Origin of the sequence: Polaromonas sp. YR568, assembly GCF_943372955.1 — a bacterium.
In the GTDB taxonomy this organism is placed as follows: Bacteria; Pseudomonadota; Gammaproteobacteria; order Burkholderiales; family Burkholderiaceae_C; genus Polaromonas.
This window is the reverse complement of the sequence record NZ_CALSAL010000002.1, coordinates 742,493-756,906: the sequence shown is the minus strand read 5'-3', so window position 1 is coordinate 756,906 and position 14,414 is coordinate 742,493. Positions and strand designations below refer to the sequence as shown.

Annotated in this window: 12 protein-coding genes; all 12 read left to right on the top strand. The window is 62.9% G+C overall.

Features of this window, described 5'->3' with window-relative positions; all coding sequences use genetic code 11:
- Nucleotides 1-153: 153 nt before the first annotated feature.
- Complete coding sequence (locus AAG793_RS09510; protein WP_341907206.1) at nt 154-4,035, top strand: FAD/FMN-binding oxidoreductase; 3,882 nt, start codon at nt 154-156, stop codon at nt 4,033-4,035.
- 11 nt (nt 4,036-4,046) lie between these two features.
- Nucleotides 4,047-4,484 carry an HIT family protein gene (locus tag AAG793_RS09505; protein WP_341907205.1) on the top strand — a complete coding sequence of 146 codons (438 nt, stop codon included), beginning with the start codon at nt 4,047-4,049 and terminating at the stop codon, nt 4,482-4,484.
- Nucleotides 4,485-4,535: 51 nt separating this feature from the next.
- Entirely contained in the window at nt 4,536-4,949 is a 414-nt protein-coding gene (locus tag AAG793_RS09500) for a DUF971 domain-containing protein (protein WP_341907202.1), read from the top strand.
- Nucleotides 4,950-5,125: 176 nt separating this feature from the next.
- On the top strand, nt 5,126-5,857 hold the full coding sequence (gene ubiE / locus AAG793_RS09495; protein ID WP_341907199.1) for a bifunctional demethylmenaquinone methyltransferase/2-methoxy-6-polyprenyl-1,4-benzoquinol methylase UbiE: 732 nt from the start codon (nt 5,126-5,128) through the stop codon (nt 5,855-5,857).
- An 85-nt stretch (nt 5,858-5,942) separates the two neighbouring features.
- Nucleotides 5,943-6,938, top strand: a complete 996-nt coding sequence (locus tag AAG793_RS09490) for a Tim44-like domain-containing protein (RefSeq protein WP_341907197.1) — start codon at nt 5,943-5,945, stop codon at nt 6,936-6,938.
- A gap of 269 nt (nt 6,939-7,207) precedes the next feature.
- The gene (locus tag AAG793_RS09485) at nt 7,208-7,798 is read left to right on the top strand and encodes a hypothetical protein (protein ID WP_341907194.1); all 591 of its coding nucleotides are present in this window, start codon (nt 7,208-7,210) and stop codon (nt 7,796-7,798) included.
- Nucleotides 7,795-9,348, top strand: a complete 1,554-nt coding sequence (ubiB, locus tag AAG793_RS09480) for a ubiquinone biosynthesis regulatory protein kinase UbiB (RefSeq protein WP_341907192.1) — start codon at nt 7,795-7,797, stop codon at nt 9,346-9,348. The genes AAG793_RS09485 and ubiB overlap by 4 nt, the downstream gene beginning before the upstream one ends.
- Nucleotides 9,349-9,496: 148 nt before the next feature.
- On the top strand, nt 9,497-9,871 hold the full coding sequence (locus AAG793_RS09475; RefSeq protein ID WP_341907188.1) for an FmdB family zinc ribbon protein: 375 nt from the start codon (nt 9,497-9,499) through the stop codon (nt 9,869-9,871).
- Nucleotides 9,871-10,497, top strand: coding sequence for a DUF502 domain-containing protein (locus AAG793_RS09470; protein WP_341907186.1), 627 nt, complete (start codon nt 9,871-9,873; stop codon nt 10,495-10,497). The genes AAG793_RS09475 and AAG793_RS09470 overlap by 1 nt, the downstream gene beginning before the upstream one ends.
- A 104-nt stretch (nt 10,498-10,601) precedes the next feature.
- Nucleotides 10,602-12,386, top strand: a complete 1,785-nt coding sequence (gene aspS, locus AAG793_RS09465; protein WP_341907184.1) for an aspartate--tRNA ligase — start codon at nt 10,602-10,604, stop codon at nt 12,384-12,386.
- A gap of 31 nt (nt 12,387-12,417) precedes the next feature.
- Complete coding sequence (gene nudB / locus AAG793_RS09460) at nt 12,418-12,864, top strand: dihydroneopterin triphosphate diphosphatase (RefSeq protein WP_341907182.1); 447 nt, start codon at nt 12,418-12,420, stop codon at nt 12,862-12,864.
- Between the two features lie 174 nt (nt 12,865-13,038).
- Nucleotides 13,039-14,286, top strand: a complete 1,248-nt coding sequence (gene clsB / locus AAG793_RS09455; RefSeq protein WP_341907178.1) for a cardiolipin synthase ClsB — start codon at nt 13,039-13,041, stop codon at nt 14,284-14,286.
- Nucleotides 14,287-14,414 lie beyond the last annotated feature (128 nt).

Here is a 14,414-nt window from a genome sequence, read left to right as displayed (position 1 = left end):
TTTAAGTCACTTGCCAACAGGTCCACAACGGGGGTTTCCATGAGAACCCAAGGGGTCATGTGGTGCCAGACCGGGCAAATGAGCCCCCTGCGGTAACATAAGCGACTGCTCCAGTCACGCACGGATACGCGTGAAAAGGGGTGGCTTTTCCCAATGAATGCCCCTACTACCCTTCAAGAACTGAACGTTTTTGCCGACCCGGCAAAAGCAGGTGAAACCCGCATCCGCGAGATTCCCTACAACTACACCTCGTTCTCAGACCGCGAGGTGGTCATTCGCCTGCTCGGCGCGCCCGCCTGGGACCTGCTGAACCGCCTGCGTGACGAACGCCGCACTGGTCGCTCGGCCCGCATGCTCTACGAGGTGCTGGGTGATATCTGGGTGGTGCAGCGCAACCCCTATCTGCAGGACGACCTGCTGGACAACCCCAAGCGCCGCAAGCTGCTGGTTGACGCGCTGCTGCACCGCCTCGGTGAGATTGAAAAACGTCGCACACCCGATGACGACGCCCAGCGCGACGGCATCGTCGGGGAACTGCTGCACGCCGCGCGCGGTGCTGTCAGCCGGTTTTCTGCATCGTTTGAAGACATGGCCGCCCTGCGCCGCCAGACCGAGCGCAAGCTGCGCAAGCTGACGCTGAAAGACAACATCAAGTTCGACGGCCTGTCGCGCGTCTCGCATGTCACCGACGCGACAGACTGGCGCGTGGAGTACCCCTTTGTGGTACTTACCCCCGACACCGAAACCGAGATGGCGGGCCTCGTCAAGGCCTGTATCGAACTCGGACTGACGATTGTTCCGCGTGGCGGCGGTACCGGCTACACCGGCGGCGCGATTCCGCTGACCTGGAAGTCGGCGGTGATCAACACCGAGAAGCTCGAAGCCATGACGGAAGTCGAGATGGTCTCGCTGCCCGGCCTGCCAGAGCCTGTGGCTACCGTCTGGACCGAAGCCGGCGTGGTGACCCAGCGCGTGGCCGATGCCGCAGAGCGCGGCGGCTTTGTGTTTGCGGTTGATCCGACCTCGGCCGAGGCGTCCTGTATCGGCGGCAACATCGCGATGAATGCGGGCGGCAAGAAAGCGGTGCTCTGGGGCACGGCGCTGGACAATCTCGCCTCCTGGCGCATGGTTACGCCCGAGGCGCAGTGGCTGGAAGTCACGCGCCTGAACCACAACCTGGGCAAGATCCATGACGCCGAACTGGCTAGCTTCGAGCTGAAGTATTTCGAAGCCGACGGCAAGACGCCGGTGCGCACCGAGCGGCTCGATATCCCGGGCAAGAGCTTTCGCAAGGAAGGCCTGGGCAAGGACGTCACCGACAAATTCCTCAGCGGCCTGCCCGGCATCCAGAAAGAAGGCTGTGACGGCCTGATCACCAGCGCCCGCTGGATCGTGCACCGCATGCCGGCCCACACGCGCACGGTGTGCATGGAGTTTTTCGGCAACGCCCGCGACGCTGTCCCGAGCATTGTGGAAATCAAGGATTTCATGTTCGCCGAGCACAAGCGCGGCGGCGCCATCCTGGCTGGGTTGGAGCACTTGGACGACCGCTACCTGCGCGCCGTCGGCTACGCCACCAAGTCCAAGCGCGGCGGCCTGCCCAAGATGGTGCTGATCGGCGACATCGCCGGTGACGACGCCGATGTGGTGGCGCGCGCCACCAGCGAGATCGTGCGCATTGCCAACTCCCGCAGCGGCGAGGGCTTTGTGGCCATCAGCGCCGAAGCCCGCAAGAAATTCTGGCTGGACCGCAAGCGCACTGCTGCCATTAGCCGCCACACCAACGCCTTCAAGATCAATGAAGACGTGGTGATTCCGTTGCCGCGCATGGCCGAGTACACCGACGGCATCGAGCAGATCAACATCGAGCTCAGCCTGCGCAACAAGATTCGCCTGTGCGACGAGCTGGAGACCTTCTTCCGCCATGGCAACCTGCCGCTGGGCAAGTCCGACGATGCCAACGACATTCCTTCGGCCGAGTTGCTGGAAGACCGCGTGTCGCAGGCGCTGGCGGTGATTGCCGATGTGCGCATGCTCTGGAGCGGCTGGCTGGCCGGGGTCAATGAATACTTCCCGCAGCTGCAGGACCACACCCTGCGCGCCAGCTGGAAAACCCAGATCCGCGCGCCGCTGCAGGCCATCTTCACCGGCGGCGCCTTCCTGCCGATTCTGGACGAGTGCAACACCATCCATCAGCGCGTGCTCAAGGGCCGCGTCTGGGCGGCGCTGCACATGCATGCCGGTGACGGCAATGTGCACACCAACCTGCCGGTCAACAGCGACGACTACGAGATGCTGCAGACGGCGCACGAAGCGGTGGCCCGCATCATGGTGCTGGCCCGCTCGCTTGACGGCGTGATTTCCGGCGAGCACGGCATCGGCATCACCAAGCTCGAATTCCTGACCGACGCAGAATTGAAGCCGTTCAGCGATTACAAGCAGCGCGTCGACCCCGAAGGCCGCTTCAACAAGGGCAAGCTGCTGCGCGACGCCGACCCGGACATGCATGCCGACTTGACCAATGCCTACACCCCCAGCTTCGGGTTGATGGGTCATGAATCGCTGATCATGCAGCAGTCTGACATCGGCGCGATTGCCGACAGCGTGAAGGACTGCCTGCGCTGCGGAAAGTGCAAGCCGGTCTGCGCCACGCATGTGCCGCGCGCCAACCTGCTGTACAGCCCGCGCAACAAGATCCTGGCCACTTCGCTGCTGGTCGAGGCCTTTCTGTATGAAGAGCAGACCCGACGCGGCGTGAGTATCAAGCACTGGGAAGAGTTCGAAGACGTGGCCGACCACTGCACGGTGTGCCACAAGTGCCTCACGCCCTGCCCGGTGGACATCGACTTTGGCGATGTCTCGATGAACATGCGCAACCTGTTGCGCAAGATGGGCCAGAAGTCCTTCCGGCCCGGCAACGCGGCGGCGATGTTTTTCCTGAATGCCACCAGCCCGCAAACCATCAAGGTGATGCGCAGCGCCATGGTCGATGTCGGCTTCAAGGCACAACGCCTGGCCAACGACCTGCTGCGCAAGGTCGCGCGCAAGCAGACCAACAAGCCGCCCGCCACCGTGGGCAAGGCGCCGGTGAAGGAACAGGTCATCCACTTCATCAACAAGAAGATGCCGGGTGGCCTGCCGAAGAAGACCGCGCGCGCCCTGCTGGACATCGAAGACAAGGACTACGTCCCCATCATCCGCAACCCGAAAAACACCACCGCGGAAACCGAAGCGGTGTTCTATTTCCCCGGTTGCGGCTCGGAGCGCCTGTTCAGCCAGGTGGGCCTGGCCACGCAGGCCATGCTGTGGCATGCGGGGGTGCAAACGGTGCTGCCACCGGGCTATCTGTGCTGCGGTTACCCGCAGCGCGGCAGTGGCCAGTTCGACAAGGCCGAGAAAATCATCACCGACAACCGGGTGTTGTTCCACCGCGTGGCCAACACACTGAACTACCTCGACATCAAGACGGTGGTGGTGAGCTGCGGTACCTGCTATGACCAGTTGCAGGGCTATGAGTTCGACAAGATATTCCCGGGCTGCCGCATCATCGACATCCACGAGTACCTGCTCGAAAAAGGCATTACCCTGCGCACCGATCAGCCCGGGGCCGGTTACCTCTACCACGACCCCTGCCACAGCCCGATGAAGTTGCAGGAGCCGATGAAAACCGTCAAGGCGCTGCTGGGCGACAACGTGCTGAAGAATGAGCGCTGCTGCGGCGAATCTGGCACGCTGGGCGTGACACGGCCCGACATTTCAACGCAGATCCGTTTCCGCAAGGAAGAAGAACTGCAAAAAGGCGAAGCGCAGCTGCGCGCCTCCGGCGCTGTCGGCGCCCAGGACAACGTGAAGATTCTCACCAGCTGTCCGAGTTGCCTGCAGGGCCTGTCGCGCTACGGCAATGACCTGCAGAACGGCCTGCTCGAAGCCGATTACATCGTGGTGGAAATGGCCAACCAGATTCTCGGCAAGGACTGGCTGCCGACGTATGTGGAGGCAGCCAACCACGGCGGCATCGAGCGGGTGCTGGTGTAGTGGCGGTGGCCATGACGGCGAAGGTGGAAGGCTGTGCACTGTGTGATGCCGACGGCGGGCGCGTGGTATTCCGCTGCGACGACTTCCGCGTCATCCAGGCCGACGAGAAGGGCTTTCCGGCTTTCTACCGTGTCATCTGGAACCGCCATGTGCCCGAGTTTTCGGACCTGACGGATGCCGCACGCGACACCTGCATGCGCGCCGTGCTCCACGTCGAGAAGACGCTCAGGCAGGAGCTGCAGCCGACCAAGATCAACCTCGCCGCGCTGGGCAATGTGGTGCCGCATCTGCACTGGCACGTGATTGCCCGGTTTGACTGGGACAGCCATTTCCCGGCGCCGGTGTGGGCGGCGGCCGTCAGGCCCCTCGACGACGCCCGGCTGGGCGAAATCGCCAGGCGTTGCGAGACCGTCAACGGTAAGCTCGCCAGCATGGCGGCCGTTACCTGACAGTGCGTCAGCCTCGTTTGTCTCATTTGATTTCAGAAAGCAGCATCCACCATGGCCGGACTTCAAGCAGGCGCCCCGACACCCACAGCACTCACGGTGCACAACCAGTCCCGTGTGCTCGAGATTGATTTTTCTGACGGTGCGAGTTTTCGCATTCCGCTGGAGCTGATGCGGGTGTATTCGCCGTCTGCCGAAGTGCAGGGCCACGGCCCCGGGCAGGAAGTGCTGCAGACCGGCAAGCGCAACGTCACGCTGCAGGAACTGGAAGCCGTCGGTAACTACGCGGTCAAGCCGGTGTTTTCGGACGGCCACGAAAGCGGGATTTTTTCGTGGGACTACCTGTACCACCTCGGCGCCGACCAGGACAGCCTGTGGGCTGAGTACCAGCGCCGCTTGCAGGCCGCCGGCGTGGACCGCGACGCGCCTATGGTTCAGGCTGGGGGCCACGCCTGCGGCAGTCATTGATCGGACGCTGGTCCCTTTGCGTCGGGGGCTCTTTGGCGTGGCCGCTGTACAGCGCCTTTGAGCGACCTTCCTGTTGTGATCGTCCTGTTGTTTTTCGGGGATAAATCCCGGCAATGCCCCGGGTGAAAACGGGGTTGTCGCGGCTCCAAATGCCTTTGCCCTCTAGCATTCATCTTATGAGCACCACCCATTTCGGTTTCGAGTCGGTTGACGAGCGCGAGAAAGCCAGTCGCGTGCGCCATGTGTTCGACTCCGTGGCGCCAAAGTACGACGTCATGAACGACCTGATGTCCATGGGGCTGCACCGCGCGTGGAAGGCCTACACCGTCAGGGTGGCCAACGTAAAGGAAGGCCAGCAGGTGCTGGACATCGCTGGCGGCACCGGCGACCTCGCACTGGCGTTTGCCCCCCAGGTCGGGCCCGGTGGCCGCGTTGTGCACACCGACATCAATGAAGCCATGCTGCGCGAAGGCCGCAACCGCCTTCTCGACGCTGGCGTGTCCCTGCCCACCCTGGTCTGCGATGCCGAGCACCTGCCGTTTGCCGACGCCAGCTTTGATCTGGTCACCGTTGCCTTCGGCCTGCGCAATATGACACACAAGGACGAAGCCCTGCGCGAAATGAACCGCGTGATCAAGCCGGGCGGCAAGCTGATGGTGCTGGAGTTTTCCAAAGTGGCCAAGCCCATGGAGAAGATTTACGACTGGTATTCCTTCAAGGTGCTGCCCCAACTGGGCAAGCTGGTGGCCAACGACGCGGCCAGTTACCAGTACCTGGCGGAATCCATCCGCATGCATCCGGGCCAGGACGAGCTGAAAGCCCTTATGCACAAAGGTGGTTTTGGCCATGTGGACTATCACAACATGACGGGTGGTCTAGTAGCATTGCATGTTGGAATCAAGTGTTGAGCAGGTTTTGAACGGTTTGTTTTGAATTGTTTTGTGCGTTGCATCAGGCGCGCACTTCGCGCAGAGTAGTCATCAAGGAGACGGTATGAGAAAAGTCTGGACTGGAATCATTTCTTCGGTGTTCGCCATCACCCTGGCATTCGGAAGCCACGTGGCCGAGGCCAAGCGCCTGGGCGGCGGCTCGTCTTTCGGCAAGCAATCGTCGAACGTGACCAAGCGTGACGCGGCGCCTGCCGCGCCCGCCACGGCGACCAACTCGGCCGCCAAGCCTGCCGCACCAGCGGCCGCAGCCGCGCCCAAGAAGCCTTGGGGCGCGATGCTCGGCGGTCTCGCGGCTGGCCTGGGTCTGGCCTGGCTGGCATCGTCTCTGGGACTTGGCGAGGAATTTGGCCAGATCATCATGTTCGCGCTGCTGGCCCTGCTGATCATGGTGGTGGTCGGCTTTGTGATGCGCAAGCTCAAGGGTGGAGCGGCTGGCGCCGGTGCGGCGCGGTCGCCACTGGCCTTTCAAGGCGCAGGTGGCCCCAACGCAGTGACGCCACGCAACTACAGCCCTGAGAACGTGGGCAATGACTCGTCCGCACGCCCCTGGGAGCGCAACAGCACGGCGTTCGAAGCCAGCAAGTACGCGTCGGGCTCCTCCGGTTCTGGATCCATCATTGGCTCCTCGCTGCTGGGCAACCAGTCCTGGGGCATTCCTGCAGGCTTTGACGCAGAAGGCTTCCTGAGCGCCAGCAAGAAAAATTTCGTGACGCTGCAGGACGCATGGGACCGTTCCGACATTCAGAGCCTGCGCGCCATGATGACCGACGAGATGCTTGAGCAGATCAAGACCCAGCTTGCTGATCGCGAGTCGCACACCGGCGGTGTCGTGAACAAGACCGATGTCGTGATGCTCGATGCCCAACTGCTTGGCATCGAAGAGCTCAGCGACGTCTACATGGCCAGCGTCGAGTTCTCCGGCATGATCCGCGAAGATGCATCGGCGGGCGCCAGCCCGTTCCGCGAAGTCTGGAACATGACCAAGCCACGCACCGGCAGTGGTGGTTGGCTGGTGGCGGGCGTGCAAGCACTGCAATAAAACACCCCCGTCCGGGCTCACTTCGTGTAGCCCGTTCCCCCCCTCAAGGGGGCGGTGCCTGCGGCCCGGCGGAGCCGGTTCCGCGGCACCTGCTGGTGAAATACCCCACGCTGCTCAGCTCACTGAGCTCTTTAACCCGGCGTGAGTCGTGAACCGGCTTTGCCGGGCGATCAACAGGCGATCGTCTTTCCAGTGCAAGGCACAGGCATCTGCCACAGGCGCCAAGCCAAGTGCGCGACCGCGGGGGCCATGTCAAAATCGGCGGTCGTATGAACACCACATCCCCCCTTTCATTTCTGGAATCCCTCGCCTCCCGCTTTCAGCCGCCTGCATGGGCTGTGGATGAGGGGCAGCACCGGCTGGTGCTGTTCCTGAACCATGTGTTGATGCAGGAGAAACAGGCCCAGGACCGGCTGGTGCGCCAGAAGGGCCGGGTGGTTCATCTGCAGTGGGGCGTTTTCTCTCTTGATTTGCTGATCACACCTGCCGGGCTGGTGGACCGTGCTTCCCCATCAGTGACCCCCGATTTGCGTCTGGTGGTGGAGGGCGACTCGCCGCTCAGCGCGGTTCAATCGCTGCTGTCTGGCCAGCGCCCGCCAGTGACCATCGAAGGCGACGTGCAACTCGCTGCCGACATCGGCTGGCTGGCGGAAAACCTGCGCTGGGATGTGGAAGAAGACCTCTCCCGCGTGATCGGTGATGTGCCTGCCCATGCGCTCGGCGATTTTGGCCGGCGTGCGGTGTCGGGCCTGCGAGACTTTTTGCGCAAGACGCCGTTTGCACAAGGTGCAGGTGGCACGGGTGTCTCGGTGCCCCCTGTTGACCCGGCAGCGCCAGCCTCGACCAGGGCGTCTGCATGAACCGGTTTTTCAGGGGGGTGTTCATCGTCTGGACCGTGCTGCGGTTCGGACTGGATGAACTGGTTCTTTCCAGCTTCGCGCACCCCTGGCTTCGGCGCCTGACCCGTATCGTTTCGCTTGGGCGCAATCTGCGCGCACCGCGCGGCGAGCGCTTGCGTCTGGCGCTGGAGGCGCTGGGGCCGATTTTCGTGAAGTTCGGTCAGGTGATGTCCACCCGCCGCGACCTGCTGCCCGCCGATATTGCGGACGAGCTGGCCCGCCTTCAGGACCGTGTGCCGCCGTTCGAGTCGTCGCTGGCCGTGGCCATCATCGAGAAAGCCTTCGGGCGCCCGCTGGACCGCATTTTTGCGTCATTCGAGCAGACGCCGGTGGCCAGTGCATCGATTGCCCAAGTGCACTTCGCCACCCTGCCCGGTGGGCGGGAGGTGGCCGTCAAGGTGCTGCGCCCCAACATGCTGCCGGCGATCGAGAAAGACCTGGCTCTCATGCACATGATGGCTGGCTGGGTCGAGCGCGCATCGGCAGATGGCAAGCGCCTGAAGCCCCGCGAGGTGGTCGCTGAGTTCGACAAGTACCTGCACGATGAGCTTGATCTGCTGCGCGAGGCGGCCAATGCCGCGCAGCTGCGGCGCAACATGCAGGACCTCAATCTGGTGATGATTCCCGAGATGGTCTGGGACTTCTGCATGCCCGACGTCATGGTGATGGAGCGCATGAAGGGCGTGCCCATCAGCCACACGCAGCGCCTGCGCGATGCGGGCGTGGACATGAAGAAGCTGGCGCGCGATGGCGTGACGATCTTTTTCACCCAGGTATTTCGCGACGGGTTTTTCCACGCCGACATGCACCCGGGCAATATCCAGGTCAGTCTCGCGCCTGCCACCTTTGGGCGCTACATCTCGCTGGACTTCGGCATTGTGGGCACGCTCACCGAGGTGGACAAGGAGTACCTGGCGCAGAACTTCAGCGCCTTTTTCCGGCGCGACTACAAGCGTGTGGCCGAGCTGCACCTGGAGTCGGGCTGGGTGCCGGCCACCACACGGGTCGACGAGCTGGAAGCCGCCATTCGCGCCTGCTGTGAGCCTTACTTTGACCGGCCACTGAAGGAAATCTCTTTGGGTCTGGTGCTGATGCGGCTGTTCCAGACCTCGCGGCGCTTCCACGTGGAGATCCAGCCGCAACTGGTGCTGCTGCAGAAAACCCTGCTCAACATCGAAGGGCTTGGCCGTGACCTGGACCCGGACCTCGACCTGTGGAGCACGGCCAAGCCGTTTCTGGAGCGCTGGATGCTGGAGCAGGTCGGGCCCGAGAAGCTGCTGGCCCAGCTCAAGGCCGAGGCACCGACCTACGCCAAGCTGCTGCCGGGATTGCCGCGGTTGATCACCCAGTACCTCAAGGCCCCGCCCGGGGTGTCGCGGCAGGAACTCGACGCCCTGCTGGCCGAACAGCGGCGCACCAACCGGCTGCTGCAGGCGCTGATCTATGGCGGGCTGGGTTTTGCGCTGGGCCTGATGGTGATGCAGTTCATCCTGCGGATTCGTCTGTTCTGAGTCTGGGCTGGAGGGCAGCTGCAAGGCAACTGAAGAGGTGCACAGCGCCTATAATTGAGGGTTTTGCATCTGGCAGGCTTTTTCTGCCAGTTTCCGCCGGAGACCTGTCCGGAAACTCGCCAAAACTCGCCAAAAACCCTTCAGCACTATGCCAATCTACGCTTACAAATGCGGGTCCTGTGGGCATGCCAAGGACGTTTTGCAGAAAATCTCGGATGCGCCCCTGACCGACTGTCCGCAATGCGGGGCGTCCACATTCAGCAAGCAAGTCACTGCTGCCGGCTTTCAGCTCAAAGGCTCCGGCTGGTACGTGACGGATTTTCGCGGCGGCAACACGGCGGCTGTGCCACCGGCCAATCCGGTGGAAAGTCCGGCTGGCGGCGACAGCAAAGCCGATTCCAGTGCACCCGCGGCCACGCCTGCGGCAGCCACTTCCGCTGCGGCAGCGCCCGCACCAGCCGCCCCGGCTGCCACCTCCACGGCATCCACAACCAGCAGCACGTCGACTGCCAAACCATCGTGATGAGCGCTGTCCGAAGGTGGTTGCTCGCGGGTCTGCTGGTGCTGGTGCCACTGGCCATCACCCTGTGGGTGCTTGACTGGATTGTCGGAACCCTCGACCAGACCCTGCTGATCCTGCCCAGCCACTGGCACCCGGACAAGCTGATCGGCTTTCACCTGCCCGGCTTTGGGGTGCTGCTGACGCTGCTCATCGTGCTGGTCATGGGCGCGATCACGAGCAATTTCTTCGGCAAGAAGCTGGTCAGCTGGGGCAACTCATTCCTGAGCCGCATTCCCATCGTGCGCTCCATTTATTCGAGCGTGAAGCAGGTCTCCGACACGCTGTTCTCCGAGAACGGCAATGCCTTCCGCAAGGCATTGCTGGTGCAGTGGCCACGTGAAGGCGTCTGGACCATCGGGTTCCAGACCGGGCAGCCCGGCGGCGATGTGGCCAACCACCTGCAGGGCGACTATCTCAGCGTGTATGTGCCTACCACGCCCAATCCCACTGGTGGCTACTTCGTCATGCTCAGGCGCAGCGACTGCATCGAGCTGCACATGAGCGTGGACGAGGCGCTCACCTATGTCATTTCCATGGGGGTGGTTGTGCCCAAGCAGACCGTCCGTCCGCCGCTTCCTCCTGTCTGATTCCGTCTGAACCACGGCATAGCGCCGCGATATTTGCAACACCGCGCCCCAGGCGCTGAAAGTCCGAGATTTTTATGGCCATCGCTGATACCCAAGTTGCTCCCATGCGTTCCAGTTACTGTGGTCTGGTGACCGAAAGCCAGCTGGGCCAGACCGTGAGCCTGTGCGGCTGGGTGAACCGTCGCCGTGACCACGGTGGCGTGATCTTCATCGACCTGCGCGACCGCGAAGGCTATGTGCAGGTCGTCTGCGACCCGGACCGCGCCGAGATGTTCAAGACCGCCGAAGGCGTGCGCAATGAATTTTGCGTGCAGGTCAAAGGTGTGGTGCGTGCCCGGCCCGAAGGCACCACCAACGACAACCTGAAAAGCGGCAAGATCGAGGTGCTGTGCCACGAGCTGATCGTGCTCAACCCCAGCGTCACGCCGCCGTTCCAGCTGGACGACGACAACCTGTCCGAGACGACCCGCCTCACACACCGCGTGCTGGACCTGCGCCGCCCGTACATGCAGAACAACCTGATGCTGCGTTACCGCGTGGCGATGGAAACCCGCAAGTTCCTCGACGCCAACGGCTTCATCGACATCGAGACCCCGATGCTGACCAAGAGCACGCCCGAAGGTGCGCGCGACTACCTGGTGCCCAGCCGTGTCAATGAAGGCATGTTCTTCGCGCTGCCGCAGAGCCCGCAGTTGTTCAAGCAGCTGCTGATGGTCTCGGGCTTTGACCGCTACTACCAGATCACCAAGTGCTTCCGCGACGAAGACCTGCGCGCTGACCGCCAGCCGGAGTTCACCCAGATCGATATCGAAACCTCGTTCATGGGAGAGCAGGAAATCCGCGATCTGTTCCAGGGAATGATCAGCAACATTTTCAAGACCGTGTTGAACACCGATCTGGGCGAGTTCCCGGTCATGGCCTACTCCGAAGCCATGCACCGCTACGGCTCCGACAAGCCGGACCTGCGCGTGAACCTCGAATTCACCGAGCTCACCGATGTGATGGCAGGCGTGGACTTCAAGGTGTTCAGCACGCCTGCGACGACGCCGGGTGGCCGGGTCGTGGCCCTGCGCGTACCCGGTGGCTCCGAGATGAGCCGCGGCGAGATCGATGGTTACACCGAGTTCGTCAAGATCTACGGCGCCAAGGGTCTGGCGTGGATCAAGGTCAATGACGTCAGCCTGGGGCGTGATGGCCTGCAGAGCCCCATTGTGAAGAACCTGCACGATGCGGCGATTGCGCAAATCCTGGAGCGCACCGGCGCGAAGAATGGTGACATTCTGTTCTTCGGTGCCGACAAGGCCAAGATCGTGAACGACAGCATCGGCGCGCTGCGCCTGAAGATCGGTCACAGCGAGTTCGGCAAGAAGACCGGTCTGGTCACCAAAGGCTGGAAGCCGCTGTGGGTGGTGGACTTCCCGATGTTCGAGTTCGACGATGAGGCCCAGCGCTGGAGCGCGGTGCACCATCCGTTCACGGCGCCCAAGGACGGCCATGAAGACTGGATGGACACCGACCCGGGTCGTTGCATCGCCAAGGCCTATGACATGGTGCTCAACGGCTGGGAGCTGGGCGGTGGCTCGGTGCGTATCCATCGCGCCGATGTGCAGAGCAAGGTGTTCAGTGCGCTGAAGATCGGCCCCGAAGAAGCGCAGCTGAAGTTCGGCTTCCTGCTCGACGCGCTGCAGTACGGCGCGCCGCCGCACGGGGGTCTGGCCTTCGGTCTGGACCGCATCGTCACGATGATGACAGGCGCTGAATCCATCCGCGACGTGATTGCCTTCCCCAAGACCCAGCGCGCGCAAGACCTGCTCACGCACGCGCCGAGTCCGGTGGACGAGAAGCAGCTGCGCGAACTGCACATCCGGCTGCGCAACCCCGTCGCGTGATGCTGGCGCGGGAATGTGGGGGCGATCTGCAATGAAAGCCTTCAAGATTCCCGAGTCTGTGCTGGTGGTGATCCACACCCCGCAGCGCGAGGTGCTGCTGATTGAGCGTGCTGACCAGCCCGGCTTCTGGCAGAGCGTCACCGGGTCCCGCGACAGCCCCAGCGAAGCGCTGCATGACACCGCTTTGCGCGAAGTGTATGAAGAAACCGGCATCCGCGCAGACCCGCATGCCCTGGCGGACTGGGGGCTGTCGAATGTGTACGAGATTTACCCGGTGTGGCGCCACCGCTATGCGCCGGGCGTTACCCACAACACCGAGCATGTTTTCGGGCTCTGCGTCGCGCCAGACACTGAGGTTCGACTGGACCTGCGGGAGCACACCGCCTGGCAGTGGCTACCCTTTCAGCAGGCGGCTGACCGGTGTTTCTCACCTTCCAATGCCGAAGCGATCTTGCTGCTGCCGCGGTTTACTGGCTGAATGCGCTGGTGCTTGCGGTGCAAAGGTGTCTTTACAGCGCCGGAATCGGGCTTTTCCCCGTGGGCGGCAGGGCGTATCCGGGTTCCAATGCATGCCTCATGAGTTTTTCACCCGACGCACCAGCAGGCGATGCGATGGTCATCATGCCGCTGCACGTCATGTCGGCCTTTCTTGATGTCCGCGCTTCACAAGTCTGATTCCCTTCGCCTGCTGCAAGGCGGGGAGGCGCTGTTCCCCGCGTTGGTGGCGGCATTTGATGGCGCCCAGCGCTGGATCCAGCTGGAGACCTACATCTTTGATTTTCATGGTGCAGGTGCCGAGGTGGCTGAGGCCTTGATGCGCGCGGCGCAGCGCGGTGTGAGTGTGCAGGTGCTGGTCGATGGGGTGGGCACCGAAACACTGCCTGATGAGTGGCTCGACAAGTTGCGCGGCGCGGGTGTGGAGTTGCAGACCTACTCGCCGCTGGGCTCGGGCCTGATTGGTCTGCTGGTTCCGGAGCGCTGGCGCCGGCTGCACCGCAAGTTGTGCGTGGTGGATCTCACGACCCTGTTCTGCGGCGGCATCAACATCCTCGATGATTTTTACGACCCCAACCACGGTGAGCTGAGCGCGCCACGGTTTGATTTTGCGGTGGCTGTGACTGGCCCGCTGGCCACCCAGGCGGCTGACGCGATGGCGCTGCTCTGGTGGCGCGTGCAGGCCGGCTACAGCGCGCGGCAGCGGCATCTGAGCGCGGCGTGGGAGAGCTTCAAGGCCGGTGGTTATGGCGGGCGTACCGCGGCAGAACTGAGACCGCTGTCCGTGCGCCGGGGTACCGGTGCAACCGGCACAACCGGGGTAGGGCCCGGTCCCAAGGCGGCGCTGTTGTTGCGCGACAACCTGCTCAATCGCCGTGCCATCGAGCGGGCGTACCGCAAGGCCATCGGTCGTGCGCGCGATGAGATCATCATTGCCAACGCCTACTTCCTGCCGGGCGGCAAACTCCGGCGTGCGTTGATGGCGGCATCGCGCCGCGGCGTGAAGGTCACCTTGCTGCTGCAGGGCAAGTACGAGTACTTCATGCAGTACCACGCGGTGCGTCCTGTCTATGGCGCGCTGCTGTCGGCGGGCATTGCCATCCACGAATACGAGGCCAGCTTCCTGCATGCCAAGGTGGCCGTGATTGATGGGCATTGGGCGACGGTCGGGTCTTCCAACCTCGACCCGCTCAGCCTGCTGCTGGCCCGCGAGGCCAATGTGGTGGTCGAGGACAAGGTGTTCGCGGCCGACCTGCGCGCCCGACTGGTTCATGCCATGGACACACAGGGGCGGTTCATCGACCCGGCCATCTACAGCGACCGGCCTTTCGGCCAGCGTGTGCGCGGCTGGATGGCCTATGCCCTGATGCGGCTGGCCCTGATGCTCACAGGGCAGCGGTACTGAGCCGTGTGCGGGCTGGGCAGGCACTTTTTCACGATTTTTGAAGCTCCTGAATTGATAGCTGCGAGCGAACATCCTGCAAGGGTTTGATTCCAAAACCCCTGTCATGATGGTTGGAGGTTTGGACTGTT

Coding starts and splice junctions, on each gene's coding strand:
- nudB (WP_341907182.1), top strand. CDS start 12,418: ATGAAAGCCTTCAAGATTCCCGAGTCTGTGCTGGTGGTGATCCACACC.
- AAG793_RS09475 (WP_341907188.1), top strand. CDS start 9,497: ATGCCAATCTACGCTTACAAATGCGGGTCCTGTGGGCATGCCAAGGAC.
- clsB (WP_341907178.1), top strand. CDS start 13,039: ATGTCCGCGCTTCACAAGTCTGATTCCCTTCGCCTGCTGCAAGGCGGG.
- ubiE (WP_341907199.1), top strand. CDS start 5,126: ATGAGCACCACCCATTTCGGTTTCGAGTCGGTTGACGAGCGCGAGAAA.
- ubiB (WP_341907192.1), top strand. CDS start 7,795: ATGAACCGGTTTTTCAGGGGGGTGTTCATCGTCTGGACCGTGCTGCGG.
- AAG793_RS09470 (WP_341907186.1), top strand. CDS start 9,871: ATGAGCGCTGTCCGAAGGTGGTTGCTCGCGGGTCTGCTGGTGCTGGTG.
- AAG793_RS09490 (WP_341907197.1), top strand. CDS start 5,943: ATGAGAAAAGTCTGGACTGGAATCATTTCTTCGGTGTTCGCCATCACC.
- AAG793_RS09510 (WP_341907206.1), top strand. CDS start 154: ATGAATGCCCCTACTACCCTTCAAGAACTGAACGTTTTTGCCGACCCG.
- aspS (WP_341907184.1), top strand. CDS start 10,602: ATGCGTTCCAGTTACTGTGGTCTGGTGACCGAAAGCCAGCTGGGCCAG.
- AAG793_RS09485 (WP_341907194.1), top strand. CDS start 7,208: ATGAACACCACATCCCCCCTTTCATTTCTGGAATCCCTCGCCTCCCGC.
- AAG793_RS09500 (WP_341907202.1), top strand. CDS start 4,536: ATGGCCGGACTTCAAGCAGGCGCCCCGACACCCACAGCACTCACGGTG.
- AAG793_RS09505 (WP_341907205.1), top strand. CDS start 4,047: ATGACGGCGAAGGTGGAAGGCTGTGCACTGTGTGATGCCGACGGCGGG.